The 25,997-nt window shown below is 67.1% G+C and carries 23 protein-coding genes and 2 pseudogenes; 16 read left to right on the top strand and 9 right to left on the bottom strand.

What is annotated here, in order from left to right; genetic code table 11:
* The first annotated feature begins 34 nt into the window (after positions 1-34).
* Genes nirB through FNH21_RS03540 form a run of 3 tightly spaced genes read left to right on the top strand, consistent with a single transcriptional unit; the run spans position 35 to position 4,937 of the window.
* Positions 35-2,710, top strand: coding sequence for a nitrite reductase large subunit NirB (gene nirB, locus FNH21_RS03550; protein ID WP_152812359.1), 2,676 nt, complete (start codon positions 35-37; stop codon positions 2,708-2,710).
* A 2-nt stretch (positions 2,711-2,712) separates the two neighbouring features.
* Positions 2,713-3,819 (top strand): uroporphyrinogen-III C-methyltransferase, encoded by a 1,107-nt coding sequence (cobA, locus tag FNH21_RS03545; protein WP_152812357.1) that lies wholly within the window; start codon positions 2,713-2,715, stop codon positions 3,817-3,819.
* On the top strand, positions 3,816-4,937 hold the full coding sequence (locus tag FNH21_RS03540; protein ID WP_152812355.1) for a uroporphyrinogen-III synthase: 1,122 nt from the start codon (positions 3,816-3,818) through the stop codon (positions 4,935-4,937). Before cobA ends, FNH21_RS03540 begins: the two co-directional genes overlap by 4 nt.
* A gap of 15 nt (positions 4,938-4,952) precedes the next feature.
* On the opposite strand, the gene FNH21_RS03535 is transcribed toward FNH21_RS03540, so the two are convergent.
* The 3 genes from FNH21_RS03535 to FNH21_RS03525 are packed head-to-tail and all read right to left on the bottom strand — an operon-like array spanning position 4,953 to position 10,057.
* Positions 4,953-6,476 (bottom strand): FAD-dependent oxidoreductase, encoded by a 1,524-nt coding sequence (locus tag FNH21_RS03535; RefSeq protein ID WP_152812353.1) that lies wholly within the window; start codon positions 6,474-6,476, stop codon positions 4,953-4,955.
* Positions 6,473-8,650 carry a molybdopterin oxidoreductase family protein gene (locus tag FNH21_RS03530; protein WP_152812351.1) on the bottom strand — a complete coding sequence of 726 codons (2,178 nt, stop codon included), beginning with the start codon at positions 8,648-8,650 and terminating at the stop codon, positions 6,473-6,475. Before FNH21_RS03530 ends, FNH21_RS03535 begins: the two co-directional genes overlap by 4 nt.
* 3 nt (positions 8,651-8,653) lie before the next feature.
* Positions 8,654-10,057: an MFS transporter gene (locus tag FNH21_RS03525; protein WP_191931581.1), complete on the bottom strand. Its 1,404-nt coding sequence runs from the start codon at positions 10,055-10,057 to the stop codon at positions 8,654-8,656.
* 229 nt (positions 10,058-10,286) lie between these two features.
* On the opposite strand from FNH21_RS03525, the gene FNH21_RS03520 reads away from it, so the two are divergent.
* The 8 genes and pseudogenes from FNH21_RS03520 (at position 10,287) to FNH21_RS03485 (ending at position 15,692) form a co-directional block, all read left to right on the top strand.
* Positions 10,287-10,469, top strand: a complete 183-nt coding sequence (locus FNH21_RS03520) for a hypothetical protein (RefSeq protein ID WP_055768183.1) — start codon at positions 10,287-10,289, stop codon at positions 10,467-10,469.
* A 343-nt stretch (positions 10,470-10,812) separates the two neighbouring features.
* The gene (locus FNH21_RS03515) at positions 10,813-11,859 is read left to right on the top strand and encodes an NAD(P)-dependent alcohol dehydrogenase (RefSeq protein WP_152812347.1); all 1,047 of its coding nucleotides are present in this window, start codon (positions 10,813-10,815) and stop codon (positions 11,857-11,859) included.
* A 348-nt stretch (positions 11,860-12,207) separates the two neighbouring features.
* Positions 12,208-12,546: pseudogene (locus FNH21_RS03510) on the top strand (VIT1/CCC1 transporter family protein); the annotation flags it as partial.
* 181 nt (positions 12,547-12,727) lie between these two features.
* Positions 12,728-13,549: a hypothetical protein gene (locus tag FNH21_RS03505; protein WP_206687045.1), complete on the top strand. Its 822-nt coding sequence runs from the start codon at positions 12,728-12,730 to the stop codon at positions 13,547-13,549.
* 79 nt (positions 13,550-13,628) lie between these two features.
* Entirely contained in the window at positions 13,629-13,772 is a 144-nt protein-coding gene (locus FNH21_RS03500; protein ID WP_191931580.1) for a hypothetical protein, read from the top strand.
* A 90-nt stretch (positions 13,773-13,862) separates the two neighbouring features.
* On the top strand, positions 13,863-14,036 hold the full coding sequence (locus FNH21_RS03495; RefSeq protein WP_191931579.1) for a hypothetical protein: 174 nt from the start codon (positions 13,863-13,865) through the stop codon (positions 14,034-14,036).
* 82 nt (positions 14,037-14,118) lie between these two features.
* The gene (locus FNH21_RS03490; protein WP_152812344.1) at positions 14,119-15,300 is read left to right on the top strand and encodes a type IV secretory system conjugative DNA transfer family protein; all 1,182 of its coding nucleotides are present in this window, start codon (positions 14,119-14,121) and stop codon (positions 15,298-15,300) included.
* 20 nt (positions 15,301-15,320) lie between these two features.
* Positions 15,321-15,692 (top strand): DUF4913 domain-containing protein, encoded by a 372-nt coding sequence (locus FNH21_RS03485; protein WP_191931578.1) that lies wholly within the window; start codon positions 15,321-15,323, stop codon positions 15,690-15,692.
* A gap of 75 nt (positions 15,693-15,767) precedes the next feature.
* Here FNH21_RS03485 and arfB read toward each other — a convergent pair whose 3' ends face one another.
* Positions 15,768-16,190 carry an alternative ribosome rescue aminoacyl-tRNA hydrolase ArfB gene (gene arfB / locus FNH21_RS03480; protein ID WP_191931577.1) on the bottom strand — a complete coding sequence of 141 codons (423 nt, stop codon included), beginning with the start codon at positions 16,188-16,190 and terminating at the stop codon, positions 15,768-15,770.
* Positions 16,191-16,265: 75 nt separating this feature from the next.
* Here arfB and FNH21_RS03475 point away from each other — a divergent pair, with 75 nt between their 5' ends.
* Together FNH21_RS03475 and FNH21_RS03470 are read left to right on the top strand one after the other, a co-directional pair.
* On the top strand, positions 16,266-16,619 hold the full coding sequence (locus FNH21_RS03475) for an MmcQ/YjbR family DNA-binding protein (protein ID WP_152812338.1): 354 nt from the start codon (positions 16,266-16,268) through the stop codon (positions 16,617-16,619).
* Positions 16,620-16,887: 268 nt separating this feature from the next.
* Positions 16,888-17,496, top strand: a pseudogene (locus tag FNH21_RS03470) (VIT1/CCC1 transporter family protein); the annotation flags it as partial.
* A 227-nt stretch (positions 17,497-17,723) separates the two neighbouring features.
* On the opposite strand, the gene FNH21_RS17490 reads toward FNH21_RS03470, so the two are convergent.
* The 3 genes from FNH21_RS17490 to FNH21_RS03455 all read right to left on the bottom strand — a co-directional run bounded on the left by FNH21_RS17490 (position 17,724) and on the right by FNH21_RS03455 (position 20,591).
* Entirely contained in the window at positions 17,724-18,059 is a 336-nt protein-coding gene (locus tag FNH21_RS17490) for a BON domain-containing protein (protein WP_152812335.1), read from the bottom strand.
* A gap of 1,170 nt (positions 18,060-19,229) precedes the next feature.
* Positions 19,230-19,466, bottom strand: coding sequence for a hypothetical protein (locus tag FNH21_RS03460; protein ID WP_152812333.1), 237 nt, complete (start codon positions 19,464-19,466; stop codon positions 19,230-19,232).
* A 675-nt stretch (positions 19,467-20,141) separates the two neighbouring features.
* The gene (locus FNH21_RS03455; protein ID WP_206687022.1) at positions 20,142-20,591 is read right to left on the bottom strand and encodes a pyridoxamine 5'-phosphate oxidase family protein; all 450 of its coding nucleotides are present in this window, start codon (positions 20,589-20,591) and stop codon (positions 20,142-20,144) included.
* A 231-nt stretch (positions 20,592-20,822) separates the two neighbouring features.
* Here FNH21_RS03455 and FNH21_RS03450 point away from each other — a divergent pair, with 231 nt between their 5' ends.
* Positions 20,823-21,923: an alcohol dehydrogenase catalytic domain-containing protein gene (locus tag FNH21_RS03450; RefSeq protein ID WP_191931575.1), complete on the top strand. Its 1,101-nt coding sequence runs from the start codon at positions 20,823-20,825 to the stop codon at positions 21,921-21,923.
* A complete protein-coding gene (locus FNH21_RS03445) occupies positions 21,920-22,840 on the top strand; it encodes a universal stress protein (protein WP_152812329.1) in 921 nt (306 codons plus the stop codon). The genes FNH21_RS03450 and FNH21_RS03445 overlap by 4 nt, the downstream gene beginning before the upstream one ends.
* Here the strand turns inward: FNH21_RS03445 and FNH21_RS03440 are convergent.
* Positions 22,770-23,219, bottom strand: coding sequence for a pyridoxamine 5'-phosphate oxidase family protein (locus FNH21_RS03440; protein WP_152812327.1), 450 nt, complete (start codon positions 23,217-23,219; stop codon positions 22,770-22,772). The genes FNH21_RS03445 and FNH21_RS03440 overlap by 71 nt on opposite strands.
* A gap of 139 nt (positions 23,220-23,358) precedes the next feature.
* Here FNH21_RS03440 and FNH21_RS03435 point away from each other — a divergent pair, with 139 nt between their 5' ends.
* Positions 23,359-25,029, top strand: coding sequence for a GAF domain-containing sensor histidine kinase (locus FNH21_RS03435; protein ID WP_152812325.1), 1,671 nt, complete (start codon positions 23,359-23,361; stop codon positions 25,027-25,029).
* Here the strand turns inward: FNH21_RS03435 and FNH21_RS03430 are convergent.
* Positions 24,998-25,663: a response regulator gene (locus FNH21_RS03430; protein WP_152812323.1), complete on the bottom strand. Its 666-nt coding sequence runs from the start codon at positions 25,661-25,663 to the stop codon at positions 24,998-25,000. The two genes, FNH21_RS03435 and FNH21_RS03430, sit on opposite strands and share 32 nt — an antisense overlap.
* Positions 25,664-25,997: the final 334 nt, after the last annotated feature.

Raw genomic sequence — 25,997 nt, 5'->3', positions numbered from 1 at the left:
GGAACGGGACACCAGGTCCGGACGGAAGGCACCCATGAGCGAGACGCGATCACCACGGCCCGCCGGGGACTCCCCGCGAGGAGCGGAGCGCCGCATCGTCGTCGTCGGCGGCGGCCCGGCGGCCCACCGCTTCGTCGAGGCGCTCTGGCGGCGCGGCACGGACGGCCTGCACATCACCGTCCTGACCGAGGAGGAGCACGCGCCCTACGATCGCGTGGCGCTGAGCTCGGCGCTCACGGGCGACGTCGATCTCACCCTCGGTGAACCCCTCATGTGGCGGGAACCCACCATCCGCCTCGTCACCGGTGAGCGCGCCGTGCGGCTCGACCCGGCGGCACGCTGTGTCATCGGCGCGTCCGGGACGGTCTACGCGTACGACGACGCCGTCCTCGCCACCGGCTCCGACGCCGTACGCTTGTCGCTGCCCAACGGCGAGCACGCTGCCGTCTACCGCACGCTCGACGACGTGCAGTGGCTGCGGACAGAGACGGCCCGGCTCGCGGAGGACCTCGGGCGGCCGCCGCGCGCCGTCGTGGTGGGCGGCGGGCTCCTCGGGCTCGAGGCCGCGGGCGGGCTGCAGGTCCTCGGCGCCGACGCCACGGTGGTGAACCGCGCCGGCTGGCTCATGAACGCACAACTCGACCAGGGCGGCGGCCAGGCCCTCGGCCGCCTCATCGCCGCCAAGGGGCTCGGCCTCCACTGCGGCGGCGCTCCGACCTCGATCGACAGGGACGACGACGGCCGGGTCACGGCCGTGGGCCTCAGCGACGGGGCGGTGCTCCCCGCGGATCTGGTGGTCTTCGCCGTCGGCATCCGCCCCCGGGACGAGCTGGCCCGCGATGCAGGCCTGGCGACCGCACCGCGCGGTGGCGTGATCATCAGCGCGTCCTGCGAGACGTCGGTGCCGGGCGTCTGGGCGATCGGCGAGGTGGCCAGCTACGGTGGCGTCAGCATGGGGCTGGTGGCGCCGGCGAACGCCATGGCCGAGGTCTGCGCCGACGGGATCCTCGGCGGGGTCTCGAGCTTCGCCGGCTTCGACACGGCGACCAAGCTCAAACTCTCCGGCGTGGAGGTGGCGAGCTTCGGGGATGCGCTCGCCGACACCGAGGGCAGCCTCGAGATCGTCTACGCAGACCCCGCACGCGGGCTCTACCAGAAGCTCGTGGTCACCGACGACGCGAAGATCCTGCTCGGCGGGATCTTCGTCGGCGACGCCACCCCCTACTCGGCGCTCCGGCCGCTCCTCGGCCGTGAACTCCCCGCCGAACCCGGCGCGTACCTCTCCTCCGCGAGCGGCAGCGAGGCCCCGCAGTCCGAGCTGCCGGACGACGTCGTGCTCTGCTCCTGCAACAACGTGACGGCAGGGGCCTGCCGCTCGGCGGTCCATGGGACGGCGGAGGACGGCTCGGCGGTGGAGCCCGCTCTCGACCTGCCGTCACTCAAGGCCTGCTCGCGGGCCGGGACGCAGTGCGGCTCCTGCGTCCCGATGCTCAAGAAGCTCCTCGACGGTGAACTCACGAAGGCGGGGCGCACGGTCTCCCGGGGGCTGTGCGAGCACTTCGGGATGTCCCGTCCCGAGCTGTTCGAGGCCATCCAGGCGCTCGACCTCAGCTCCTTCACCGACATCATCCGGCGTTTCGGCACCACCGACGAGGCGAGAGCCGGTCACGGCTGCGACATCTGCAAGCCGGCCATCGGGTCCATCCTCGCGACCCAGCGTGGCGAGTACGTGCTCGACGGCGGCCGCGGCACGCTGCAGGACACCAACGACCGGGCGCTGGCGAACATGCAGCGCAACGGCACCTACTCCGTGGTGCCGCGCATCCCGGGAGGCGAGATCACCCCGCAGAAACTCGCGGTGATCGCGCAGGTGGCGGAGCAGTTCGGCCTGTACGTGAAGCTGACGGGCGCGCTGCGCATCGACCTCTTCGGCGCGCGCCTCGAGCAGCTGCCGGAGATCTGGAAGATCCTCGTCGAGGCCGGGTTCGAGTCCGGCCAGGCCTACGGCAAGGCGCTGCGGAACGTGAAGTCCTGCGTCGGGTCCACCTGGTGCCGGTTCGGCGTCCAGGACTCGGTGGCCATGGCGATCGACCTCGAACTGCGGTACCGCGGGCTGCGCGCGCCGCACAAGTTCAAGATGGGCGTCTCGGGGTGCGCCCGCGAATGCGCCGAGGCCCGCAGCAAGGACGTCGGCGTGATCGCCACGGACCAGGGCTGGAACCTCTACGTGGGCGGCAACGGCGGGTTCCAGCCCGCCCACGCACAGCTCCTCGCCCAGGACCTCGACGGGGAGACCCTGATCCGGTACATCGACCGCTACCTCATGTACTACATCCGCACGGCGGACCGGATGCAGCGCACCGCCCGCTGGATGGACGACCTCGACGGCGGTCTCGACCACGTGCGCAGCGTCGTCGTCGAGGATTCCCTCGGCATCGGCGAGGACCTGGAGGCGGCCATGTCCCGGCACGTGGAGCACTACGAGGACGAGTGGGCCGCGACGCTCAGGGACCCGGACCGGCTCCGCCGCTTCCGGTCCTTCGTCAACGCGCCGGACGCCGCGGACCAGTCGATCGTCCTCGTCGAGGAACGTGGACAGAGACGCCCGGCCACGGAGGCGGAACTCGAGGCCCGGGCACGCCGGACCGATCTCGGCTCCGCGATCCCCGTGCGCGCCGGGGCCGGCGCCACCCCACGAACGGAAGGCTGACCATGCAGCTCGAGGTCGATCTGGCAGGGCAGCGCATCGTGGTCGTCGGGGCCGAGCAGGCCTCGCGCAGGGTCCTCGCGCGGTATCGCGCTGCCGGGGCCGACGTCGAGCGCGTGAGCGGCGCCGCGGCGCTCCATCCCGGCGCCCTGGCGGGCGCGCGCCTCGTCGTCCTCGTCGAGAGCGCGCATGGCGGCGGATTCGCGCCCCCTGCCGCGGACGTTCCGGCCGTGGCTGCCGGATCGGGGCCGGCAGCCACGGACCGGACCGTCGTCGCCGGGGATCTGCGTGAACGCTGCCGGGACGCCGGTGTCCTGGTCGTCCGGGAGGAGGCCGCAGCCGTGGGACCCGGCCACGTGACACTGATCGGCGGCGGCCCGGGAGCGCTCGGCCTGCTCACGCTCGACGCCGCGGCCGCCCTCCGCGAGGCCGACGTCGTGCTGTACGACAGGCTGGCACCCACCGAGGACCTCGCCGTCCTCGCCCCGGCCGCGGAGCTGATCGACGTCGGCAAGCTGCCGGGGCACCACCGCGTCCCGCAGTCCGGCATCAACGACCTGCTCGTCCGGTACGCGCGGGAGGGGCGGCACGTGGTGCGGCTGAAGGGCGGGGACCCGTTCGTCTTCGGGCGCGGCAGCGAGGAGCTCGCGGCCTGCCTGGAGGCGCGCGTCCCGTGCCGGGTGGTCCCCGGCGTCAGCTCCGCGATCTCCGTGCCGGCCGCGGCGGGCATCCCGGTCACGCACCGGGGCGTCAGCCACCTGTTCACGGTGGTCTCGGGCCACGCGCCCCTCTCCGAGGAGGAGCACCTGCACCTCGCCGGACTCGGCGGGACCATCGTGGTCCTCATGGGCGTCTCGACGCTGCCCCAGCTGGTCGCGGGCCTCGGCCGCGCCGGGATGCGGCCTGGCATGCCGGTCGCCGTCGTCGAGCGCGGCTACAGCGCGTCGCAGCGGACGACGGCGGGGACGCTCGCCACCATCGTGACCGCAGCGGGCGCCGCACGCTGCCAGTCGCCGGCGGTGCTCGTGATCGGTGAGGTGGTGCGCGTGGGTCTGGAGCTGCAGGGTGGAGCGACGCATCTGGCCCGCCTCACGGAATCGCTGGCCTCATGACCGAGACCCTCCGCGTCGACACGTCCGGCGGACAGCTCGCCGGGTTCCGGATCGGCGTCACGTCCGACCGACGCTCCGGCGACCTCATCGACGCCCTGGAACGGCGGGGTGCCTCCGTGTTCCACGCCCCTGCGCTGAAGATCGCGCCCATCGCCGAGGACGTCGACCTGCTCGCCGACACGGCCGCCATGGTCGAGGCCCGGCCCGATCTCTTCCTCATCACGACGGCGTACGGCATGCGCCGCTGGTTCGAGGCCGCGGACGCCGCGGGCCTCGGTGATGATCTCCTGGACGTGCTCGGGAGCGGCCGCATCTACGTCCGCGGCCCGAAGGCCCGGGGCGCGGTGCGTGCCGCAGGGCTCGACGACGTCGGCATCAGTTCCGACGAGACCACGGCGACGCTCGTGGACGAGCTGCTGGAGCAGGACCTCGCCGGGCTGACGATCGGCGTGCAGTTGCACGCCTACGCGGATGCGCACCAGCTGGAACGCCTGCGGGCAGCCGGCGCCGCCCTCCTCACCGTGACGCCCTACCGGTGGATCAAGCCCGAGGGGTCCGAGCGGTTGCCCCGCCTCATCGAGGCCGTGTGTGCGGGCCGGTTGGACTGCGTGACGTTCACGAGTGCACCGGCCGTCGACGCGCTGTTCAGTACCGCCGCGGAACAGGGGCTGCAGGAGGAACTGATCCGGCGCTTCCGGCGGAGCGTCCTCGCCGCCGCCGTGGGACCGGTCACCGCGCAGCCCCTGCTCGATGCGGGGATCGAGCCGATCGTTCCGGAGCGCTTCCGCATGGGTGCGCTGATCCGCCTCGTGTGCGACCACCTCGCGGAACACCACGTGGAGCAGCTCCGCACGCGCGCCGGGTACGTGGAGGTGCGCGGCCGGTCCGTGCGGGTCGACGACGTCGAGGTGGACCTCGCCCCCGCGCAGCTGGTGCTGTTCAAGGCGCTGCTCTCCGCCCGCGGCGCGGTGCTGAGCCGGGACGCGCTCACCTCCCTGCTCGCGCACACCGGGGCGGGGCACGCACTGGACATGAACGTGAACCGCCTGCGGAAGTCGCTGCCCGACCCGCACCTCGTCGAGACCGTGGTCAAGCGGGGGTACCGGCTGCACGTCTGAGCGCCCGTTCCCCGCTCACGGGGCCACCGCCGCCGCGTAGTGCTGCTCGATCGCCGCCCGGATGTCCTCGTGGCAGCCTCCGCACCCGGTGCCGGCACGGGTCCCCGCGGACACCTCCTGCACCGTCGTGCAGCCTGCGCGGACGGAGGCCTCCACCGCGCCCCGCGTGATGCCGGCGCACCGGCACAGCGTCGCCTCCGGTCCCGGACGGAGGGCCGGTGCCCCTCCCTCCACACCGTCGAGGCGCAGGAGGCTCGAGCGGTCGGCCGGTAGTTCGCTGCCCCGCTCGAAGAGCAGCACCAGTTCGGCGCCGGTCCGCGGCATTCCCACGCAGACCAGTCCCGTGAGGACGCCGTCGCGCGTCACCATCTTCGCGTAGCGGCCGTGGCCCGTGTCGGTCCACACGGCGACGTCGAGGCCGGGCTCCGTGGACCAGGGATCGGCGTCGGTCTCCCCGGCGGTCACGGCGTCGACACCGCGGGCCTTGAGGAGCAGGAGGGGGTCCCGCCGATCGGGCGGCCCGGCGGCGGCGGACGGGAGGGCGCCGGTGAGCTCGGCGGTGAAGGCCGCCCCGAGCTGGTCCGCCTGCTGCCAGCCCGGCCCGATCAGCCCCTGCGGCACGGTGGTTCCGGAGCACCCCGCGCAGGAGGGATCCCAGCAGCGCACCTCGGCGCAGTCGCCGATGGCCCAGATGTCCCGGGTGTCGAGCGCGCGGAGGTCGTGGTCCACGAGGATGCCGGCGGCGGTGTTGAGGTCGCAGCCGTCCGCGAGCTCGGTCCGCGGACGGACACCGCAGGCGATCACCAGCGCCCCGCCCTCGACCTGCAGGCCGCCCTCGAGGGTGAGGCCCGAGAAACGCCCGTCCGTCAGGGTGATCCCCGTCGAGGCACCGCCCGTCACGGTGATACCGGTCCGGGCGAGCGCCGCTCCGAGGACCCGGGCGCCGTCGCCGAGATGGCGTTCCAGCGGAGCGCGGCCGGAGTGGACGAGCGTGACGCGTGCTCCCTCCTCGGCGGCGGCGAGGGCGGCCTCGATGCCGAGGATCCCGCCGCCGAGGACCACGATGCGCCGGTCCGCGGCCATGGCCGAGGAGAGCGCCCGCGCGTCGGCGAGATCCCGGAGGAAGCTGACACCGGCAGGCAGCAGAGCGTCGTCGATCCCGGCGAGCCGGGGGAGGACGGGGCGCGAGCCGGTCGCGAGGACCAGGCGGTCGTAGTCGACGCTCCCACCGTCGTCGAGCAGCACCCGCCGGAACGGCCGGTCCACCCGGGTGACGCGCGCACCAAGCCGGACGTCGACGCCGAGGGCGGCCAGCGCCGAGGCGTCCGCGAGCCGGATGGCAGCCTCCCGGGTGCGGCCGACGGCGACATCCGCGACCAGGACGCGGTTGTACGCCGGCTCCGGCTCCTGGCCGATCACGGTCACCGCGACGGCGCCCGTGGTGACGAGGTGTTCGAGGTGTTCGAGGAGGCGTGCGGCGACGGGCCCGAAGCCCACGATCACGATCCGCTCGGCGGCGAATCCGCCCGTGGCCGTCATGCGTACACCTCCTGTGCCTGACCGTCCCTCCGGGTGCGCGCGGTGCGGCAGGTCACCCGCACCGGCGTCGTCTTGAACTCCGGCATGCCCGAGACCGGGTCGGTCGGCCCGCCCGTCAGGAGGTTCGCGTTCCCGGCGCCGGCGAAGTGGAAGGCGAGGAACACCGTGTCCTGGCGGAGGTCCGGGGTCAGGTGGGCGGTGGCCTGCGCCTCGCCGTGCGCGCTGGTGATGACGACGGGGTCTCCCTGGCCGATCCCGAGCCCCTGCGCCGTGGCGGGGTGCAGGTCAAGGCGGGGCCCTGGCCGGGCGGCGAGCAGCTCGGGCACGCGGCGCGTCTGCGTACCCGACTGGTAGTGCTCGAGCAGGCGGCCCGTCGCGAGGAGCAGGGGCGCCGGGATGCGGGCCGCCGCACTGTCGGCGCGCGGGGTGACGGGGACGAGGACGGCCCGGCCGTCGGAGTGGGCGAAGGTGTCGAGAAAGAGCCGGGGCGTGCCGGTGCTGCCGGTCGGATAGGGCCAGTAGGCGGGGGAGCCGCCGTCGAGCACGGCGTAGTCGAGGCCGGAGTAGTCGGCAGGGCCGCCGGCACTCGCGCGCGCCAGCTCGTCGAACATGGTCTCCGGGTCCTCGCTGAACACCGAGGGGGCCTCCAGCAGGCGCGCGAGTTCCTGCATGATCCACAGCTCGCTCCGGGCGCCGGCAGGTGGCGTGACGGCGGCGCGGCGGCGGAGGACGCGTCCCTCGAGGTTCGTCACGGTGCCCTCCTCCTCGGCCCACTGCAGCACCGGGAGCACGACGTCGGCGAGGGCAGCGGTCTCGGAGAGGAAGAAGTCCGAGACGACCAGCAGGTCCAGGGACTCCAGGCCCGCGATGACCGCGGAGGCGTCGGGTGCCGAGACCGCCACGTTGGCTCCGTGGACGAAGAGGCAGCGCGTGCCGTCGGGTCGCCCCAGCGAGGCGAGCAGCTCGACGGCGGGAAGTCCCGGTCCGGGGATGGCGACCTCGGGCACGCCCCACACGGATGCCACGTGCGCGCGGGCCGCGGGGTCGGTGATCCCGCGGTAGCCCGGCAGCTGGTCCGCCTTCTGTCCGTGCTCGCGGCCGCCCTGCCCGTTGCCCTGGCCCGTCAGGGTGCCGTACCCGTTTCCCGCGGTGCCGGGCAGGCCGAGGAGCAGTGCCAGGTTGATCGCGGCCGTGGTGGTGTCCGTGCCGTCGGCGTGCTGCTCGATGCCGCGCCCCGTGAGGATGTACGCACCGGGTCCGCCGGCCGTCCCGCTGCGGGCGCCGCGGGCGAGGAGCCTCGCCGTCGCGCGGATCAGCGGGGCCGGGACGCCGGTGACGGCCTGGACGCGCTCGGGCCACCAGCGCGCCAGTTCCCGGGCGGCGTCCTCGTACCCCCGCGTCCGGGACGCGAGGAAGGCGCGGTCCTCGAGACCCTCGGCGACGACGACGTGCGCGAGCCCGAGCAGGAGCGCGAGGTCCGTCCCCGGGGTGGGCTGGAGGTGGAGGCCCTGCCCCTGTCCGGTCAGGCGTGCGGTGGCGGACCGGCGGGGGTCGACGACGATCAGTCCGCCCGCCGCCTGCGCGCCGCGGAGGTGCTGGATGAAGGGCGGCATGGTGTCCGCCGCATTGGATCCGAGCAGCAGCACCACCGACGCGTCGTCGAGGTCGGCCAGGGGGAACGGCAGGCCGCGGTCGACGCCGAAGGCACGTTTCCCGGCGGCTGCCGCGGAGGACATGCAGAACCGGCCGTTGTAGTCGATCCTCGAGGTGCGCAGGGCCAGCCGAGCGAACTTGCCGAGGGTGTACGCCTTCTCGTTGGTGAGCCCGCCGCCGCCGAAGACCGCGACGGCATCCTGACCGTGCTCGGCCTGGATGCTCCGGACGCGTTGAGAGATGAGGGGGAGCACAGTGTCCCACGTCGATTCCCGGAGCACGCCGTCCGGTCCACGCAGCAGGGGAGCGGTGAGCCGGTCCGGGTGGCGGAGGAGGTCGGCGGCCGACCACCCCTTCCGGCACAGGCCGCCGCGGTTGGTGGGGAAGTCGCGGCCCGCGATCGTGGCGTCGTCGTGCCGTCCGGTGTCCCCGCGGACGCTCCCGGCGCCCGCCGTGACCGTCATGGCGCACTGGAGTGCGCAGTAGGGGCAGTGCGTCGCGGTTCCCACCTGGGCCGGCATGGATCAGACCTTGCCGACCGTGGACGAGCGGCGGAGGTAGAAGAACCAGGTGACGGCGAGCATCAGGACGTAGCCGGCCACGAAGCCGTAGAAGGCGTTGTCATAGCTGCCGGTGGCACTGTTCGACGCGTTGAGCACCTGGGGGATCAGGAACCCGCCGTAGGCACCGACTGCGGAGATGAGGCCGAGGGCCGCGGCTGACTTCCGGGCGGTACTGACCGACTCGCGGACCTCACCCGCCTCTCCCACGGCGCCGCGCCGGGCGAAGATGATCGGGATCATCCGGTACGTGGCACCGTTGCCGGCGCCGGCCGCCGTGAAGAGGACCAGGAAGAGCCCGAGGAAGAGCCAGAAGTTGCCCAGGGGCAGCGTCCAGACCACGGTGAGGGCGATGGCCGCCATCACGGCGAAGGCGCACACCGTGATGATCGCACCGCCGAAGCGGTCCGCCAGACGCCCCCCGAACGGCCGGGCGAGCGAGCCGACCAGTGGGCCCAGGAAGGCCAGGGTGAGGCTGATCCCCAGCATGTCGATCGTCCTGAAGGCCGGGAAGGAATCGGCAATCAGCTTCGGGAAGACGCCCGCGAAGCCGATGAACGAGCCGAACGTCCCGATGTAGAGGAGCGCCATGATCCAGAGGTGCGGCTCGCGGACCGCCGCGAAGGATCCGGCGAGGTCGCTCCTGGCGTTCGACAGGTTGTCCATGTACTTCCAGGCGCCGAACGCGGCGACCAGGATCAGCGGGACCCAGACCCACCCGGCGAGGGGGATGCCCAGGGAGAAGGCCGCTCCGAGGCCGATCACGACCGGCACCATGAACTGCGCGACGGCGGCACCGAGGTTGCCGCCCGCGGCATTCAGCCCGAGCGCCCAGCCCTTCTCGCGGGCAGGGTAGAAGAAGGTGATGTTCGCCATCGAACTGGCGAAGTTGCCGCCACCGAGACCGGCGAGGGCAGCGACGGCGAGCATCACGCCGAACGGCGTCTCCGGGTTCGAGACGCACAGGGCCAGTCCGACGGCCGGGATGAGCAGGAGCAGGGCCGAGATGATGGTCCAGTTGCGTCCGCCGAATCTCGGCACCATGAAGGTGTAGGGGATGCGCAGCGTCGCACCGACGAGGGACGGCATGGAGATCAGCCAGAAGATCTGCGACGTCGTGAAGGTGAAGCCCGCCGCCGGCAGGTAGACGACGACGATGGACCAGAGCTGCCAGACCACGAAACCGAGGAACTCGCAGGCGATGGACCACTGCAGGTTGCGTCTCGCGATGGACCTGCCGACGCCGTTCCACTGCGCGGTGTCCTCGGCATCCCAGCCGTCGATCCAGCGGCCGGGGCGATGGGTCAGCGCGGTGACGCCCGATGGTGGTGGGGCAAGGGTGGGGGATGCTGCCTCGTCGATGCTCACGGAGTCCTCCAGGGATGGTGTTCGAGCGTTTCCCCGAGGCTAGTGAGGCCGCGTTTCAGGTCTTGGCGCGCTGCGTGAACGATTCGTGACGATCACCTATCCGCGGCGCAGGTGCATCGTGAGAAGGTCCGGCGCGGTCCTCCTCCGGCGTCGACCCGTGTGCCGTGCCGGCCGGCTGGAGGCACCGGGGCCGGCAGCCGCTGGACGCGAAGAAGCAGGATCAGGGGTCTTGTCCTCGATGAGCCGTGCCGACCGGATCCAGGAGGGTGCGGCCGTGAGGAAGGAGTGCCTGTCGCAGGTCAAGAACCTGCTGGCGGGCCTGAACGCCCTCGGTGAGCACGGGCCGTTCGGCCAGCGGACTCCGAAGCAGCTCCCGCTCACCTCCTCCTGCATGCTTGTGGCGTGCCGTTGAGCTTCTCAAGCCACTCGACGATGGCGGCGCGCGCAATCAGTAGCGCTGGATTCGGTAAGATCGACTGTCGAGCATCGATCGCCGACGAATCCGCTACGACGAACAGACCGGCTACTACGCAGGGATGGCTTATCAGGCACTGTCGAAGAGGTGCCGATCGTGGGGCGCTCGGACGATGCGCTGGCGGTCACCCGGCGTCGACAGCGTCCACCCCGCATCCTGCGTACCTCGAGGCCGCGGTCACCATCGACCGACACCAACACGCCAGCTGTCGTGAAGACGCACTGATGCCTCATCTATACGCCCACAGCCTGCCCACACCCCGCCGTTTTCAAGGAGAATCATGCGCACCGTCAACGCCGTCGCGGCACCGTCCGCCACCGAACCACTGATCAGGACCACCATCGAGCGCCGCGACGTCGGCCCCAAGGACGTCCTGATCGACATCGCCTACTCCGGCGTCTGCCATTCCGACATCCACACCGTGCGCGGTGAGTGGGGCGAGATCCAGTACCCCCAGGTCGTCGGCCATGAGATCGTCGGCACCGTGAGCGAGATCGGCTCCGAGGTCACCAAACACAAGGTCGGCGACCGCGTCGGCGTGGGCTGCATGGTCAACTCCTGTGGCGAGTGCGAATACTGCGTCCGCGGCGACGAGCAGTACTGCAGCAAGGGCAACATCCAGACGTACGGCGGCGTCGATCCCGCCGACGGCACCATCACCCAGGGCGGCTACTCGCAGGCCGTCGTCGTCACCGAGGACTTCGTGCTCCGCGTCCCCGAGAGCCTCGACTTCGAGAAGGTGGCCCCACTGCTCTGCGCCGGGATCACCCTTTATTCGCCGCTGCACCACTGGAAGGCAGGCCCGGACACGAAGGTGGCCATCGTGGGCCTCGGCGGTCTCGGCCACATGGGCGTGAAGATCGCCGCTGCCCTCGGCGCCGAGGTCACGGTGCTCTCGCAGACGACCTCAAAGAAAGTGGACTCCCTGCGGTTCGGCGCGAAGGCCCACTACGCCACGAAGGAGCCGGAGACCTTCACGGAGCTCGCCAACTCGTTCGACCTGATCATCAATACGGTCTCGGCGAAGGTGGACATGGGTGCCTACCTCGGCCTCCTCAAGGTCGACGGGACCCTCGTGAACGTGGGCGCTCCTTCCGAGCCCCTCGGTGTCCCCGCGTTCGCCCTGATCCCGGGCCGCCGCAGCTGGGCAGGTTCGATGATCGGCGGAATCCGCGAGACGCAGGAGATGCTCGACTTCTGCGCTGAGCACGGCATTCACCCCGAGACGGAGCTCATCGGCGCCGACGGGATCAACGACGCCTACGAGCGTGTGCTGAACTCTGACGTCCGCTACCGCTTCGTCATCGACGCCGCCACTTTCGCCTGACGCGTGCGAAGGAGGAACGGGTCACCTTCACCCCCCCCGGTGAAGGTGACCCGTTCTGCCACCACACACGCGGGGCTGATACCCCCACGGATGACGACCACTCCAGACGGCGAAACCTATCGCTGCGCCCGTCAACTCTCGGCAGCGTCGACCTGCCTGATGAGGAAGCGGACACTCCAGCCAGGGACGGAGTGGTGTGCGCGGGTAGAACTGCCGGCGAAACCTCCTGAGGCATGACTGCCCGACAGCCCGTTCCGGAGGGTCAAGGCACGCCGGCTGCTGCGGTGCCGGTCTCAGGTGAGCCGTTCCTGCGTGGCTGGAGCCGGACGTCGGGTGTTGACTGCTTCCATGACGGATGAACAGGGTCTGGTCGAGCCCCATGACAGTGGTGTTGCGGCACGGTTGAACCGGCTGCGGGCTGCCGTGGCGGGAGCCAACGACGGGATCGTGTCCACAGCGGCCACGGTGATCGGAGTCGCCGGCGTGACGAACACCCTCGCGCCGGTCCTGGTCGCCGGCACCACAGCGGTCGTGGGCGGATCCGTCTCGATGGCCCTGGGCGAGTACGTGTCGGTCAGTAGCCAGAAGGACAGCCAGAAAGCCCTGATCGAGAAGGAGAGGCAGGAGCTGCGGGAAGATCCCGACGGTGAGCTCGACGAGCTGGCCGGATTGCACCCTCGAGAAGGCCCGCAAGGCCGAACGGGAGCAAGCCGAAGGGCGGCACTGGTGCGCTTCGCATCGGCGTCACCGCGACGGTCGAGAGCCCTGACCAGCTGCAGGCTGTCGAGGCGAAGATCATGTGGAACGCTGCCACTGGTGTCGGAGGGACCAACCCTCTCGACGCCGGCCCGCTCTGGCGGGAGCTCGCGTGTCTTCCGGCTTCGATGCAGCGGCAGATGGCGCCGAGATCCACGCACGGCGCCTGATGACCCTCACCGGGCTCATCGAACTGGTGTTCAAGGAACCGCTGGATGCGAAAAAGCAGGAACAGACGGTGCTGTCCATGGTGATCGCCATGGCGGCCGAGAAGCAGAAGTTGAGAGCCGGCAACCGCTGGTCGGGGACGTTGTCGACGCCATCAAGTCCGCGCCACCGCAGATCCAGTCGGCTCAAGAACTTCCTGGCCGGCCTGAACGCCCTCGGCGAGCACGGCCCGTTCGGCGACGTGTTCTGCCAGCACACCACCAAGGAAATAGAGATCGACGCCTCCGTTGACTTCGATATTTCCCTCATCGACGAATCGCAGCTGACGCTCCGCGCCGCGGTGCAGACAGTGTGCTGGTCCTACGGTCAGGCCGGCATCTCGGCCGCGAAGACCCTCGCCGACGCGGGCCTGATGGAGGAACGCCACCACCTGATGATCATGGACGAGCTGTGGCAATCCCTGAGCGCCAGTGAGCTGCTGGTGCACCAGATCGACTCCATCACCCGCCTGAACCGGACCGAGGGCCTGGGGCAACTGATGATCACGCACTTCATCGAGGACCTACAGCTGTCCACCGACGAGCTGACGAAAATCGCGACCGGTTTCGTGGAACGCTCCTCCGTAAAAATCCTCGGCGGACTCGCGCAGAACGAGTCGGACCTGCTGGAACGGTGTTCCCGTCTCGGAGCGGGAGAAGGCCCTGCTGGTCGGCTGGTCGGCTGGTCGGCTGGTCGGCTGGTCGGCTGGTCGCCGAAGGGTCGATGAACCCCAACACCAATCAGGTGTCACCGCCCCCCCCCCGGACGTGGACCGAGGAAAACGGCCCCGTCATCGCCTCTCGTTCGTGGTCCTCGCTGCGTTCGCCGCGGTCGCCCTCATCCACCTTGCCGACGCGTTCACACCGGTTCCCACCGACCTGTCATGGAACCCGATCACCCTCGTCATCGGCCTTGCCACCGGGGATCCGTGGCCGGCGGCCGCGAGCTAGCTGCTCGGCGCCGAAGCGGTCGTGGTCATCGCTGCCTTTGCGAGGTGGAGGACCCGCCCGGTGTCACGCACCGCCGAGGTATCCCGTCGAATGAGTCCCGGCGGAAAGATGCGCCCGGCGATGCTCGATGCCCGCCTCACCGAAGCCGCCCGCCTCCACCCGACCGCCGAAAGCATCGGCCCGGGCCCGACCATCGGGTATGCCGGCGACGCCGGGGCCAAAGCAGTTATTCAGGGCTGGCGGGAGTGCTCGACCTACGTCTGAGGGGTAGGGCGGGGTAATAGGGCGGGGTAAGTCGACACCACAGGTCGTTCGTCACGCCACCGAAGCGCCCGGCCCGTAGGTGATGACCAGCAACAAGGTCGACGGCGTTGCCGAGGTCCTGGCCGCCCGCACAACAATGGAAACCGCTACCGGAACGGTGTGGCTGTTCGACCCGCAGCGGATCTGGCGCGACAGCCACCGACCCGCCATGATCTTCAACCCACTCACCTGTGTCACGGATACGGTGAGCGCAGGCGAGGTTGCCTCAATCTTTGAAACCTCGTCGGCACCCAACGCCGGTCAAGGCAAGGGGGACGCGCAGTTCGACTCGCAGGGACGTGACTTCCTGGCCTGGTGCCTCCTCGCCGCCGCCAAAAATGACGGCACTATGAAGGACGTCCTGCGGTGGGTGGTTAGCGCGGACTTCATGGAACCAGCCGAACTCCTCGAGCGTGCCGGCTTTGCGGGCCCGGCATCGGCGTTGAAGGGCATGAGCGCCCAACCAGACGACACCCGCGGGTCCGTGGCCGCCAGCGCCCAGCGCATGGCCTCAGCGTTGGTACACGACGAGCTCGTGGCGTGGTCGACGCCGACCCCGGGCGTCCCGGTGTTTGATCCGGCCCGATTTGTGACCGGCAAGGACACGCTGATCCTGCTCTCGCAGGATGCTGCAGGCTCCGGCGCAGCGTTCGTGTCCATGCTGGTCTATGCGGTGTTCACGGCCGCGCAGCAGGCCGCCCGTCGTGCCGGTGGCCGCCTTCCGGTGCCTCTAGTCGCTGACCTGGACGAGGTCGGGAACGTCGTCAAACTCAAGCAGCTGCCCGACTGGTATTCGTTCTTCGGGTCCATGGGCATCGTCGTCAGCTCCTACTTCCAGACCCGCGGGCAGGGGATGGCCATGCTCGAACGCACCGGGTGGGACACCCTCTGGTCCGCGGCCGCCATCAAGGTCTACGGCGGCGGGTCCGAGGACACACAGTTTCTCGAGTCGCTGTCCAAGACGATCGGCCAGTACGACGCGAAGGTCCGCAGCTCCTCGACCTCGAGAAACGGGTCCTCCCGGTCCGTGCAGACCCAGCGCCGCGACATCCTGTCCGTCTCCCAGCTCTCCGAACTCCCCGCCAACCGAGCATGGGTGAAGACCTCCAACGGAGGCGGAACCATCGTCCGCACCGTCCCCTGGTTCCGAGACAAAACGATCAACACCCGCATCGGGGAAACAGTCGACCGCATCAAGGGCCAAAAGACAGGGATGCCGTCATGACGGGAACTACAAACACGACCGTGAGTGGTACCGAACCTAACGGTCAGGGCGAGGGGGCAGAGCTCACCTACACCCCGGAAGACCTCGTGGACTGGGTGGAAAGCCTCGTAGCAATACTCGAGTCCGTGGATCGGTCGCAAAACCAGTACTGGTGCTCCCGGTGGTGGAACCACCCAGAAGCCGTCGACCGGTTCAGGGGGCTGTACGAGCAGTGGCTTGATGCCCAAGCAAACGGTGGCGTGTCGTCCTGGTGGATCGACCACTTCGACCGCCACGCTGTTGTCCTATTCGCTAAACGTGGGCCATTCGGAGAATGCGGGACCACCCATTCCGAGAAGACGACCCGACGGGTGCTTGCCACCGAGCAGCCGCCCCAAGATTGGGCGTGGTGAACGCATGCTGCTGTGTGCTTCTCGTCCTCGTTGCTAAGTCCGCGTGCGTCACGAAGCACCGGCCACAGCGAGCCGTTACTCGCTGGTGGGCCGTCGGCGTTGTCGCTTGGTCGCGGATCGCTGCTGCTTGTACGCCGAACGGCGCCGTTCAGAGCCGCGTGTGGGACGCGTCGCGCGGCGCAGAGGGGGCGAAGGGGTAAGTGCGGCGGCCACAATTTCGCGGAGCGCCTTGAGAGCGATTTCGCGGTTACGCAACTGGGACCGCTGCTCCGACACCGTTACCGTGATCGCGCCCGAGACAACGCTCCGGTCGAGCTGGTGAACGATTCGCATCCGTTGCTCATCGCTTAGCGCCGACGATTCCAATGCCACCCAGGTGAGTTGCACCCGACTGTCAGAAGTGTTGACATGCTGCCCGCCAGGCCCGGACGACCTGGAGAACTTCCACTGCAATTCGGTCGCCGGAATGATCAAGTCCGATGTCACTTCAAGATCCACGCAGTAAGCGTGCCACGCCAGGGGTGTCTGGCGGCAGCGCCAACTAATGAAGTTCGTTCCGTCGACTGACTAACCGTGCGCGGCAGCAACCGCGCTGCCGGGCGACCGGCGGTGTGCCGTCACTCGACGGCGCTGAGCAAATCGGATGTCCGGGCGCTCTGCCTGGGCTTTCCGGACCTGGTCGAGAAAATCAGGTGGCGGCAGCCTGCCTGGTTCGCGCGCACCATGTTCGCCCGGATGTACGACGAGGACACCCTCAGCGTGAAGTCGGAGGAAAGCCTCGCGCTCATCCATGCGCAAGCGGAACCATCCCTCGTCGACCCCTACGGCAGGGGAGATGAGAGCACGGTGCTTGTACTGCTGGGCAGGATTGACCGCGCCGAACTCGAGGAACTTCTCATCGAGCCATACCGGCTCGCCAGCATCTGACGCGATAGGCGCCTCAGCCGTGATCTCCGTGTACGGGTCGGATGCCGGCCGAGGAGGGGGACAGCCCGACGCTCACCGAGTCCGGCGGACCCGATGCCGCACTCAGGTTATGGGAGGAGTGCGATGGTCAGGACGACTGCTGCGAGGATGAACAGCGCTATCGCTACCGGGATGGAGCGTTTGACGGTTCCGGTGGAGAAGCGGGTGAGGACCTTCTGCAATCGGGCCCGGACCTTATCGCCATGAGCTATGCCCAGACCCAACAGGCGCGGCCACGGTGATCGGAGTCGCCGGCGTGACGAACATCCTCGCGCCGATCCTGGTCGCCGGCACCGCCGCGGTGGTGGGCGGGTCCGTCTCGATGGCCCTGGGCGAGTACGTATCGGTTAGTAGCCAGAAGGACAGCCAGGAAGCCCTGATCGAGAAGGAGAGGCAGGAGCTGCGGGAGGATCCCGACGGTGAGCTCGACGAGCTGGCCGGATTGTACGAGGCCAATGGCCTCACGCCCGCCACGGCCCGGCAGGTTGCTGTCGAACTGACGGGTCATGACGTCCTGGCCGCCCACCTCTCAGCCGAACTGAACATCGACGAACTCGAGGTCGTCAACCCCTGGCATGCAGCGTTAGCTTCCGCTGCAGCGTTCGCGGCTGGTGCCGTCCTACCGCTGCTCGCGATCCTCCTTCTGCCGAAGGAGGTCCGCATACCACTGACCTTCGTCGCGGTCCTGGTGGCACTGACCATCACCGGGGCTGTCAGCGCCCACGTCGGCGGGAGCTCCCGGCGGCGTGCCATGCTCCGCCTCGTCCTCGGCGGCGCACTGGCGATGGCGTTCACCTACCTCGTCGGCGCCCTCCTCGGCACCACCGGCATGGTCTAACCGCGGCATGCTCTAAGCGTGGCATGGTCTATCCACGGCATCGTCTCACCGGTCGTGCGCCGGCGATCCGGAGTCGATACTGGCATGAGGTTCCTTTCTTTCTGTCCGCCGTCGGCGGTCGCGGATCCTACGCCGGAGACCCCGCATGGCGCAGTCGAGTAGCAACTGTTGGAGGGCGTAGGGCACACCTGGTGGGTTCTAATGGAACAGTGGAATTACCGCATCGCTCAGGACTGAGGCTTGATCCGGAGATTGTTCTGCACGGCGCTCACCATTGGATCGCACCAGCAGGCTAGACCGGCCCTGCATCTGTCCTGCGAGGATGCGGCCGTACCTGTAAGAATTACTGTTCCGCCTTCCATGGACACACCCAGACCGACACATTGTGCAGCGGACCTTATCGCCTGCTCCACAAGGGATCGGACGCCGAGCGGATCATCAACCGAACCCAAGGTGCTCTGTCTCGGAGCAGCAGTGCCTGCTTGAAGAGTCGTTAGGATGCCCCCGGTTTGTGGCTCAGCGTTGTCTTGAGGTTGAGGTCGGTCGTCACCGTGGCTTCTCATGCTTCAAGCGTGGAATCCGGTGAGGTCAGCAACCAGAGCCGAAGGTCACTACCAGTGATACGTCAGCGGCAATCGATGACGCGAAGCTCGTGCACGAGGTTCCAATTGATGATCACAGGGATCTTGTGTCCGGTGAGCGATAAAGACGCGAAGGGGTCTTTCGGCCCTGTCGGTAGTCCGGTGGTTGAGGTGGGATGGATAGCACTCACCTGATATCGCCCGATACGGGTGCCTTTGTGGGAGCTGCGCCGCGGAAGCCTCAGTGTCTGCGGGGTAGGTCTTTGATACGACTGGAAGGTTCTCTTGTGAATACCATCAGTACGCTGTGGGTCGGGCTCGATTCCGTTGTGAAACAGTGGTTGATCAGCAATCCCGGAACGGTTGTCCTGCCACGAACACTTGTGAACCGTGTGGAGGCGACCACCGGCGAAAAGCTCAGCAGTGACGAGCATGGGGAGCATAGGTTCTCGGGAGAGGAAGTCGTGTTCCTCAGGGCACAGGCTCGTGCAGCGGGCTCTTCCACCAGTCTGACAACTAGCCCTCCGCCGCTTGCATCCGTGTCGCCAGTTCTCCGTCAATTCCCTGTAGAGGCCCTAGACCGGTGAACGCCTCAGCGAAGGCTCAGGCGGCAGCACATTCCGCCGCGACGCATAACACGGACCCAGGTGCTGTAGCGCATGCTGCTACCAGCCCCGGATCTGTTTCCCGGCTATCTCTGCGCGAGAAGTCCATGGCAGCCCACCCGTCTTCAGTAGGGCAAAAATTTCAGGTCCTGATTGCAACAGATACGTCTCTGAGGACAGTGCGGATCATCGTCCATGGCCGCGTGACGTCAGTGAACCTGCGCGGACTGGACCTGGTCGTGCGCCGTGCGGGTACCTTGGCTCAGGGCAGCACTGTCATCGTCGATCTCAGCGGAGCACAAGCATGGGAGTCCGTGCGACCCGATCTGAGTGCTAGGGCATTCACAGTTCGTCTGGCGACAACCATGGCTTGCCCCGCGCCCCGTAACCTGCAGATCGTGCAGCCTCTTTATTTGGAGCCGTAGATCTCTACCGTCGGCTTTGACACACGTCGGCTCCTGCCATGTCAGCATTTCCTTTTCTGACAAAGGTAGGCAGGTAGGTAGGCTACGTGACCAGCACTACGCTTCGGTGACGGTAGGAAGGATCAGAAGCGGCGTGGATGAAAAGCGGCTGTGGCGGCATCTGGATGGAGCGATGAGGCAGCTTTCTCTGACGCAGGTGTCTTTGACGGGGCTTCTGCCTTCGCGAGAAGATCAGATCCGCTCCGGTCCGCTGCAGCACCGGTCTGCTGCACTTCGCGTAGCAGTCGAGCAATTTGGCCTTGGTGCGCATCCTTCTCGGTGACCTGGATATGGAAACCTCCTAAGGTGATGTCGTACATGCGCTCATCCGGCCGCGTGCTAACGCTTTGAGGGACGTCCGCGAGAACTGCTTCCCATCTGGGGCATTCGCCTTCCGGAATTTCAGCGGACCATAGCCGCGTCACCCCCGTGATGCCGCCGCTACGCTGGACACTTAAGTGCACGATGTACTCCTGCCGTCTCGATGGGCCGTACTCGTCAGGTGCAGTAGAACCAGCCGGGCGGGCGCCATCCGGCAGAGACGGTGTGATCGCGGGTGCGTCCGCAGCGCGTGCAGCAGTACCAGGCGTGGGAGGGCTTCACTCGCCCGTTGGGAAGGGTCAGGGGTTCGGTGTACTTGGTGAAGACCAGGGAGTCCTCCGAACCGCACATCAGGCACATTGGAGTAAGGGGACGGGGACCGGTCCCGGCGCGCGCCCGGGCGGTGATGCTGTTCCCGGGCACTGAGATCACCGCAGGCTGTATTGCTTGGTCCTGATCCATAATAATTTCCTTCTCTCGTTAGTAACCAGATGGAGCGCTTGCCGGGATGCTTGAGCTGGCACCATCGACACCGATCGGTGGAGGAGATCGAGGGATCCAATAAGGGACATTACTTTGCACCCGATCTGTCCGCCTGGTCTGTTCACATGATCTGTCTGTGTGAACTATCTGTGTGAACTATCTGTGTGGTGGGGGCGCATTGATAGGCCGGCTTAGTGGGTGGTGTGGAACCGCCGGCCTCGCACGTGCTCCGGCGTGAAGTCGAAAAATAAGTCGCGTAACCCTGGTGCCCACGGTTCCTCAGCGACCTTGCCCCAGAGGATGGAAAGCCTGTCAGGGTCCTGAACCCGGGTAGCGGGTCCGTTGACGAGGATGGCCCATCCGCTCTGTGTGGTCATATCCACGAAGTCGGTTTGGAACGCCGCGTGTTCGAGGTAGCTGGTCGCAATGAGACCGTCGGCCCTAGTCCTGAAATAGACGTGCTCGTCGAGGACGAAATAGTTGACGGGGAATATGTTCAGCAGCCCTTCGCGGAAGAACCCGAGACGACCCATCGTCTGTGTGGTTGCCAACGCCCAGCACTGGGACGGCGTCAGCACCTCGGAGGCGTGCAGTGTTCCCGGGCTATCCCAGTAGCTGTCCTGACGTGAAGGCGTTGTCATCATGCGGTCCTTCCCTGATGTGGGCCTCGCGCCCACTCTTGTCGGTCCTGTTCCTGCGCGTCACTCTGGGATCGGAGTGACGCCATCCGGCACATCGGTAACGGGTGGCTGATATCGACGCTACGGGGGAGCCCTGCATGGATATCAGGGCCGAAAGACCCTGATCAGGCGGTTACCGGTCTGTGATCGTAGAAGACAGGGAGCAGGACTTATCGGAGGGAAAGGTCACTCGTGAAGGCTTTTCAGTACAGAAGTATCGGCAGAGCCCCGGAGGTCGTTGACGTTCCCGTACCGGTTCCTGGGCCGGGAGAGGTGCTGCTTCGTGTAAGCGCTGCGGGGGTCTGCCATTCAGACGAGTTCATCATGAGTCTGCCGGAAGAGCAGTACGTGTACGGGCTCCCGCTGACCCTTGGGCACGAATGTGCCGGCATTGTCGAATCTCTCGGTGAGGGGGTGAAGGGAATCAGCGTCGGGGAGTCGGTGCTTGTTTATGGTCCCTGGGGTTGCGGGCGCTGCTATGCGTGCTCCCGCGGTGAGGAGAACTACTGCGAGAGCGCTGCGGTCCAAGGTATCCGCCCACCCGGTCTTGGTGCGCCTGGCGCGATGGCTGAGTACCTGTTAGTCGACGACGCGCGGCACCTCGTCTCGTTGGGCGGCCTCGACCCGGTGACCTGCGTGTCTTTGACCGATGCGGGCCTGACGCCCTATCACGCGATCAAGAAGAGCCTGCCGATCCTGGTACCAGGATCGGTAGCAATAGTCATTGGCGCGGGCGGTCTCGGACACGTTGCGGTGCAAATCCTCCGCGCGATCACGCCCAGTTTGGTGATAGCGCTCGACACTGCCGGGGACAAGATCGATCTGGCGCGAGCCGTCGGAGCACACTTCGGGTTCGTGACTGGCGGAGCAGCAGAGACGATGTTGATGCTTGAGGAGGAGATTCGCGCGCTATCCGGCGGACGGGGCGCGGCGGCCGTCTTTGACTTCGTCGGCATCCAATCGACCACAGAACTCGCTGCCCGCCTCGTTGGCGTCGGCGGGGAGATCGTCGTCGTCGGGGTCGGCCCCGGGACAGTGCAGGTCGGGTTCTTTTCAACGCCGTGGGAGTCATCGGCGAGAGCCCCTTACTGGGGATCTCGATCCGAGCTCATTGAAGTCCTGGAACTGGCCCGCACGGGCAGGATCAAGGTCGAAATTGAACGCTTCAGCCTTGATGAGGCGCCCCGCGCCTACGAGTCGCTCCACGCCGGCACCCTTCGGGGACGAGCCGTCGTCATCCCGTCTCAGGCCCAAGATCCTGAGCTTGATCATGATCCGGAGGCACGACCATGACGACTCTCCTGCCCGACAGGGTGTCGGCTGCACCGACCACCCCGCATGGGGAACGGATGCTTGTGGCGATGCGTGATCCAGTGACGGACCGGGCTGCAGTGGACTGGGCCGCCCGCAGGGCGGTGTCACTCGGCGTGCAGCTTACGATTCTGCATGCCGTTGCCGATCCTTCGCTGCTTAGACCAGGAACCGCGTACGGGGACAAGGTGATCGCCGGCCGGGACCTTGTCAGCGATGAAGCGGGAAGGGTAGAGCACTGTCATCCCGGCCTGCGGGTCGCGACGTACGTACATTGCGGTGGAATTGTCGAGGCGCTCCTGGGCATGTCTGCATCCGCGGACATGATCATCGTCGGCGCTGATCGGAAGGACCCGGGCACCGGTGTCTTTGCAGGATCCGTCGCGCTGCTGGTAGGGCTGAATTCGGGTGCACCGGTCGTGGTGGTACCGCCACGGTTCCTGCATCCGTCATTGGCAGAAGACCGGGGCGGTGTGGTTGCAGGAGTGGACGGTTCCCAGGCGTCTTATGAGGCGCTCATGAGGGCTGCGGAGGAGGCTGATGCCGCTGGTACCTCCCTGACCGTGGTGACGGCCATGGGTCCGTCATTTGAACCTATGACCGTCAGCGCGTCGGCGATGTTGGTGGAGGTGAGGAGGAGGCATCCCTCGCTGCCGGTGCGGTGGGTTGTGGACGACCTCCACTCACCGCTGCAGGCCCTCACGCTACAGGGCGCGGGCGCGGACCTGCTGATCATCGGCCGGCATGGGGCAGGAGCCAGATCGATCAGCTCGTTGGGCTCGGTTACCCATTCACTGCTGCTGGAGCCTCCGTGCCCGACTCTGGTTTTTACTCATCGTGTGCCTCCACCGCTTGAAGGTAGGGCGATGTCGGGACCGGCGCGAACGAGCGCCCACTGATCGTCTCGGGGACCAGGCGCATGTACCGGTCCTTCCGGCCCGCCTCCCACGGGTGCAAGGGCAAGTGCACCGTCCTCATGAGCTCGGGTGTCTGGTTGATGGTCGACGCCTGCCCTTTCACGACGACACTCCACACTCGAGTGCCGTCACCGAGAAAACCGTCAGCTTCGAAGGCGACGGCAGCTCTCTCTGAGGAGCGGGACTTCGTTCCTTCGGATGTGCGGAAAACAATCGAGCCGTGATCGACGACGAAGTTGATGGGGAGAATATCGGGTTCTCCCTGCACACAGAACGCCAGACGCCCGAACGGGCTATCACGGAGCAAGCTCCAGCATTCATGAGCTGCAAGAATTTTCGTAGGTGTACTCTCAGCTTCCATATACGGACACTACGAACTGACCGGCCCGACCAGTAGGGCCCTCGGACCCTACCGGTCAGCGAGGACTACGAGCCGCCCCTCCTCGGCAGATCGAACGTCAATGAGAAGGTAGAGCGCCTTCTTCGAAGGAGTGCAGTTGATGATCACGGATCCAGGGGAGCTTCCCGCGGACTCTGTCAGGCAATCGATTGCGGGGGTCGAGCACCTTCTGGCAGCCTTCGCTGCCATCGCAGACGACTTAGGACTCGACACAGTCCTGGAGCGAGTCATCTCCGCAGCATGCCAACTCGTTGATGCACGCTTCGGAGCCCTGGGTGTCATCGGTCCGCACCGGAGACTCAGCCACTTCATCACCGTCGGGCTTCAAGACGATGAGATCCACCGGATCGGACCGTTGCCCACCGGGCACGGCGTCCTGGGACTGCTGATTACAGAGCCTCATCCGCTGCGACTGTCAGATCTACGCGATCACCCCCTCTCCTACGGTTTCCCGGCCCACCACCCCCAGATGACCTCCTTTCTGGGGGTTCCCATACGCATCCATGACCGGGTGTTCGGGAACCTCTACCTGACGGAGAAGAACGGGGGAGCGGACTTCTCCGCCGCCGATGAGCAGCTACTTGTCTCGTTGGCGTCCGCCGCTGGTGTGGCGATCGAGAACTCCCGCTTGTTCGACGAAGCCAACCGCAGGACGAGATGGTTGGAGGGCGGACTGAACGCGGTCAGGGAGCTGCTCGGTCAGCAAGACGAGGACCGAAACGATCTGGAGATCCTTTCGGCCCACGCTACCGACTCATCGCAGAGCATCCTGGCAGCTGTCCTTCGGGCATTCGGCACCCAGCATGAACTGATGTGCGAAGCCGCAGACGGAGTTGACGTCGAAAGCCTCCTCGGGCGGCGAAGCCAAGGTGCCTCGCTGCTGGAATCGCTGACGATGTCGCCCTCTCCGGCGCTTCTGAGCCCGCACGAAATTGCGCAGCTGCTACCCGCAGCCGAAGGCCGGATCGGAACGGCTTTGTGCTGCAGGCTCCCCGGGGAAGGGGACCGGCGGTTCCTGCTCATCGGCCGCGCTCCGGGGGCGCCACTGTTCACCGAAGTTGATCACGAAGTGATGCGTGTGTTCGCGTCTCACGTGTCTCTCGCACTGGAGCTTCTGCGGATTCACCGCCAAAGGGAGCAGGAGGCGGTCTTCGGTGACCGCGACCGGATTGCACGGGATTTGCACGACCTGGTCATTCAACGGCTTTTCGCCGCCGGCCTCAGTATTCAGAGCCTCCGCAAATACACCCCGGACGAGGAGGCGCTGGGCCGTATCAGTTCAATCACGACTGAACTCGACGCCACCATCCGCGAACTTCGAGACACGATCTACTCATTGCGTTCCGTCCCGCAGGTCACCCCGACCTTCACCACCACCGTCTTCGCCCTCGTGGCCGACGCCTTCGACGGCCACGAACTTGAACCTGTCCTGCAACTCTCCGGTCCGCTGGACACCTCGGTACGCGGCGAGCCAGCTGATCATGTTCGCGCAATTCTCCTCGAGGGTCTTTCCAATGCCCTTCGTCACGCCGGAGCCCGTGCCATCACAGTCTCCCTGAAGTCGACAACGGATCACCTGGAATTGAGGATCATCGACGATGGCAGAGGCTTTGAGGACCCGGACCGCGAAAGCGGGCTGGCGAACATGAAGCACCGTGCCCAACTATGCGGTGGCGCACTCTCGATCGACAGCACACCCGGGCAGGGAACTGTGGTTCATCTCCACATTCCGCTCGAACCTACCGGGGCGACGCTGCCGGCCTCGAGATGAAGACCGCAGCTTGTGTGCGTCGCTGGAAACCCAGTTTCGACAGCAACGAGGAAACATAGTTTTTGACCGTTTTCTCCGCAAGGAAGAGCTCCGCTCCGATTTCGCGGTTGGTCAACCCGGCTCCGATGAGAGCCAGTACCTTTTTCTCCTGGCTCGTCAGACCGACCAGTCGGGGGTCCTCGACTGGCGCGTCCTGAAGCCCGGCGATGATCCGTTCTTTCACACCTGCTTCGAACAGCGATTCGCCCGCAGCCGCCCGACGCACTTTGTCGATCAGGTCAGATCCGAGAATTTCCTTCAGGATGTATCCGGCTGCACCGGCTATGACAGCACCCCGCAACGCCTGGTCATCGTCGTAACTTGTCAGAATCACGCACGCCAACGACGGGTCGACCGACCGCACATCCCTGCATACCTCGATGCCCGTACCATCGGCCAGCCTCGCGTCAAGGATCGAGACATTCGGCGACAACGCCGGGATTCTACGAGCAGCCTCCTCGGCAGATCCCGATTCTCCGATAACGGCAAAACCCTCACCCTCGAGCAACTCCCGCAGGCCCCGCCGGACCAGCTCATGGTCGTCGAGGAGAAAAACCGTCATCTTCGCGCCTGGCGTGGTTTGGACCCTGTCCATGCACATCCTCCAATCTGACAAAGCCCGGGCTCCTACCAGGCCTCGTCATCCACATGATTACGATCCTCACCATCATCACCCGCAGGACATTGCACCGTCAGGGCTGAAAGACCCTGATTTCTCGGACAGGTCTTTCGGCCCTACCAAGACATCCGGCATCCGTACAACGATCTATGTGTCCAACAGTCGGAACCCGGAAGCAGGACGCCACGATGAACACCGCTACATCATCCTTCACACCGCGCGCCATCGTCGTCGGCGCCGACGGCTCGGAGCAATCCATCGCCGCACTCGAACTCGCAGCCCACCTCGTCCCACTGGCCGGCGACTTCCT

Origin of the sequence: Arthrobacter bussei (assembly GCF_009377195.2) — a bacterium.
Classification (GTDB): domain Bacteria; phylum Actinomycetota; class Actinomycetes; order Actinomycetales; family Micrococcaceae; genus Arthrobacter_D; species Arthrobacter_D bussei.
The sequence above is the reverse complement of the archived record's forward strand: the minus strand, read 5'-3'. Positions and strand labels throughout refer to the sequence as shown.

Excerpts from the sequence above, each read along its gene's own strand:
- nirB (WP_152812359.1), top strand. The coding sequence starts at position 35 with ATGAGCGAGACGCGATCACCACGGCCCGCCGGGGACTCCCCGCGAGGA.
- cobA (WP_152812357.1), top strand. The coding sequence starts at position 2,713 with ATGCAGCTCGAGGTCGATCTGGCAGGGCAGCGCATCGTGGTCGTCGGG.
- FNH21_RS03540 (WP_152812355.1), top strand. The coding sequence starts at position 3,816 with ATGACCGAGACCCTCCGCGTCGACACGTCCGGCGGACAGCTCGCCGGG.
- FNH21_RS03535 (WP_152812353.1), bottom strand. The coding sequence starts at position 6,476 with ATGACGGCCACGGGCGGATTCGCCGCCGAGCGGATCGTGATCGTGGGC.
- FNH21_RS03530 (WP_152812351.1), bottom strand. The coding sequence starts at position 8,650 with ATGCCGGCCCAGGTGGGAACCGCGACGCACTGCCCCTACTGCGCACTC.
- FNH21_RS03515 (WP_152812347.1), top strand. The coding sequence starts at position 10,813 with ATGCGCACCGTCAACGCCGTCGCGGCACCGTCCGCCACCGAACCACTG.
- FNH21_RS03495 (WP_191931579.1), top strand. The coding sequence starts at position 13,863 with ATGAGTCCCGGCGGAAAGATGCGCCCGGCGATGCTCGATGCCCGCCTC.
- FNH21_RS03490 (WP_152812344.1), top strand. The coding sequence starts at position 14,119 with ATGACCAGCAACAAGGTCGACGGCGTTGCCGAGGTCCTGGCCGCCCGC.
- FNH21_RS17490 (WP_152812335.1), bottom strand. The coding sequence starts at position 18,059 with ATGAGAAGCCACGGTGACGACCGACCTCAACCTCAAGACAACGCTGAG.
- FNH21_RS03460 (WP_152812333.1), bottom strand. The coding sequence starts at position 19,466 with ATGTACGACATCACCTTAGGAGGTTTCCATATCCAGGTCACCGAGAAG.
- FNH21_RS03455 (WP_206687022.1), bottom strand. The coding sequence starts at position 20,591 with ATGACAACGCCTTCACGTCAGGACAGCTACTGGGATAGCCCGGGAACA.
- FNH21_RS03445 (WP_152812329.1), top strand. The coding sequence starts at position 21,920 with ATGACGACTCTCCTGCCCGACAGGGTGTCGGCTGCACCGACCACCCCG.
- FNH21_RS03440 (WP_152812327.1), bottom strand. The coding sequence starts at position 23,219 with ATGGAAGCTGAGAGTACACCTACGAAAATTCTTGCAGCTCATGAATGC.
- FNH21_RS03435 (WP_152812325.1), top strand. The coding sequence starts at position 23,359 with ATGATCACGGATCCAGGGGAGCTTCCCGCGGACTCTGTCAGGCAATCG.
- FNH21_RS03430 (WP_152812323.1), bottom strand. The coding sequence starts at position 25,663 with ATGGACAGGGTCCAAACCACGCCAGGCGCGAAGATGACGGTTTTTCTC.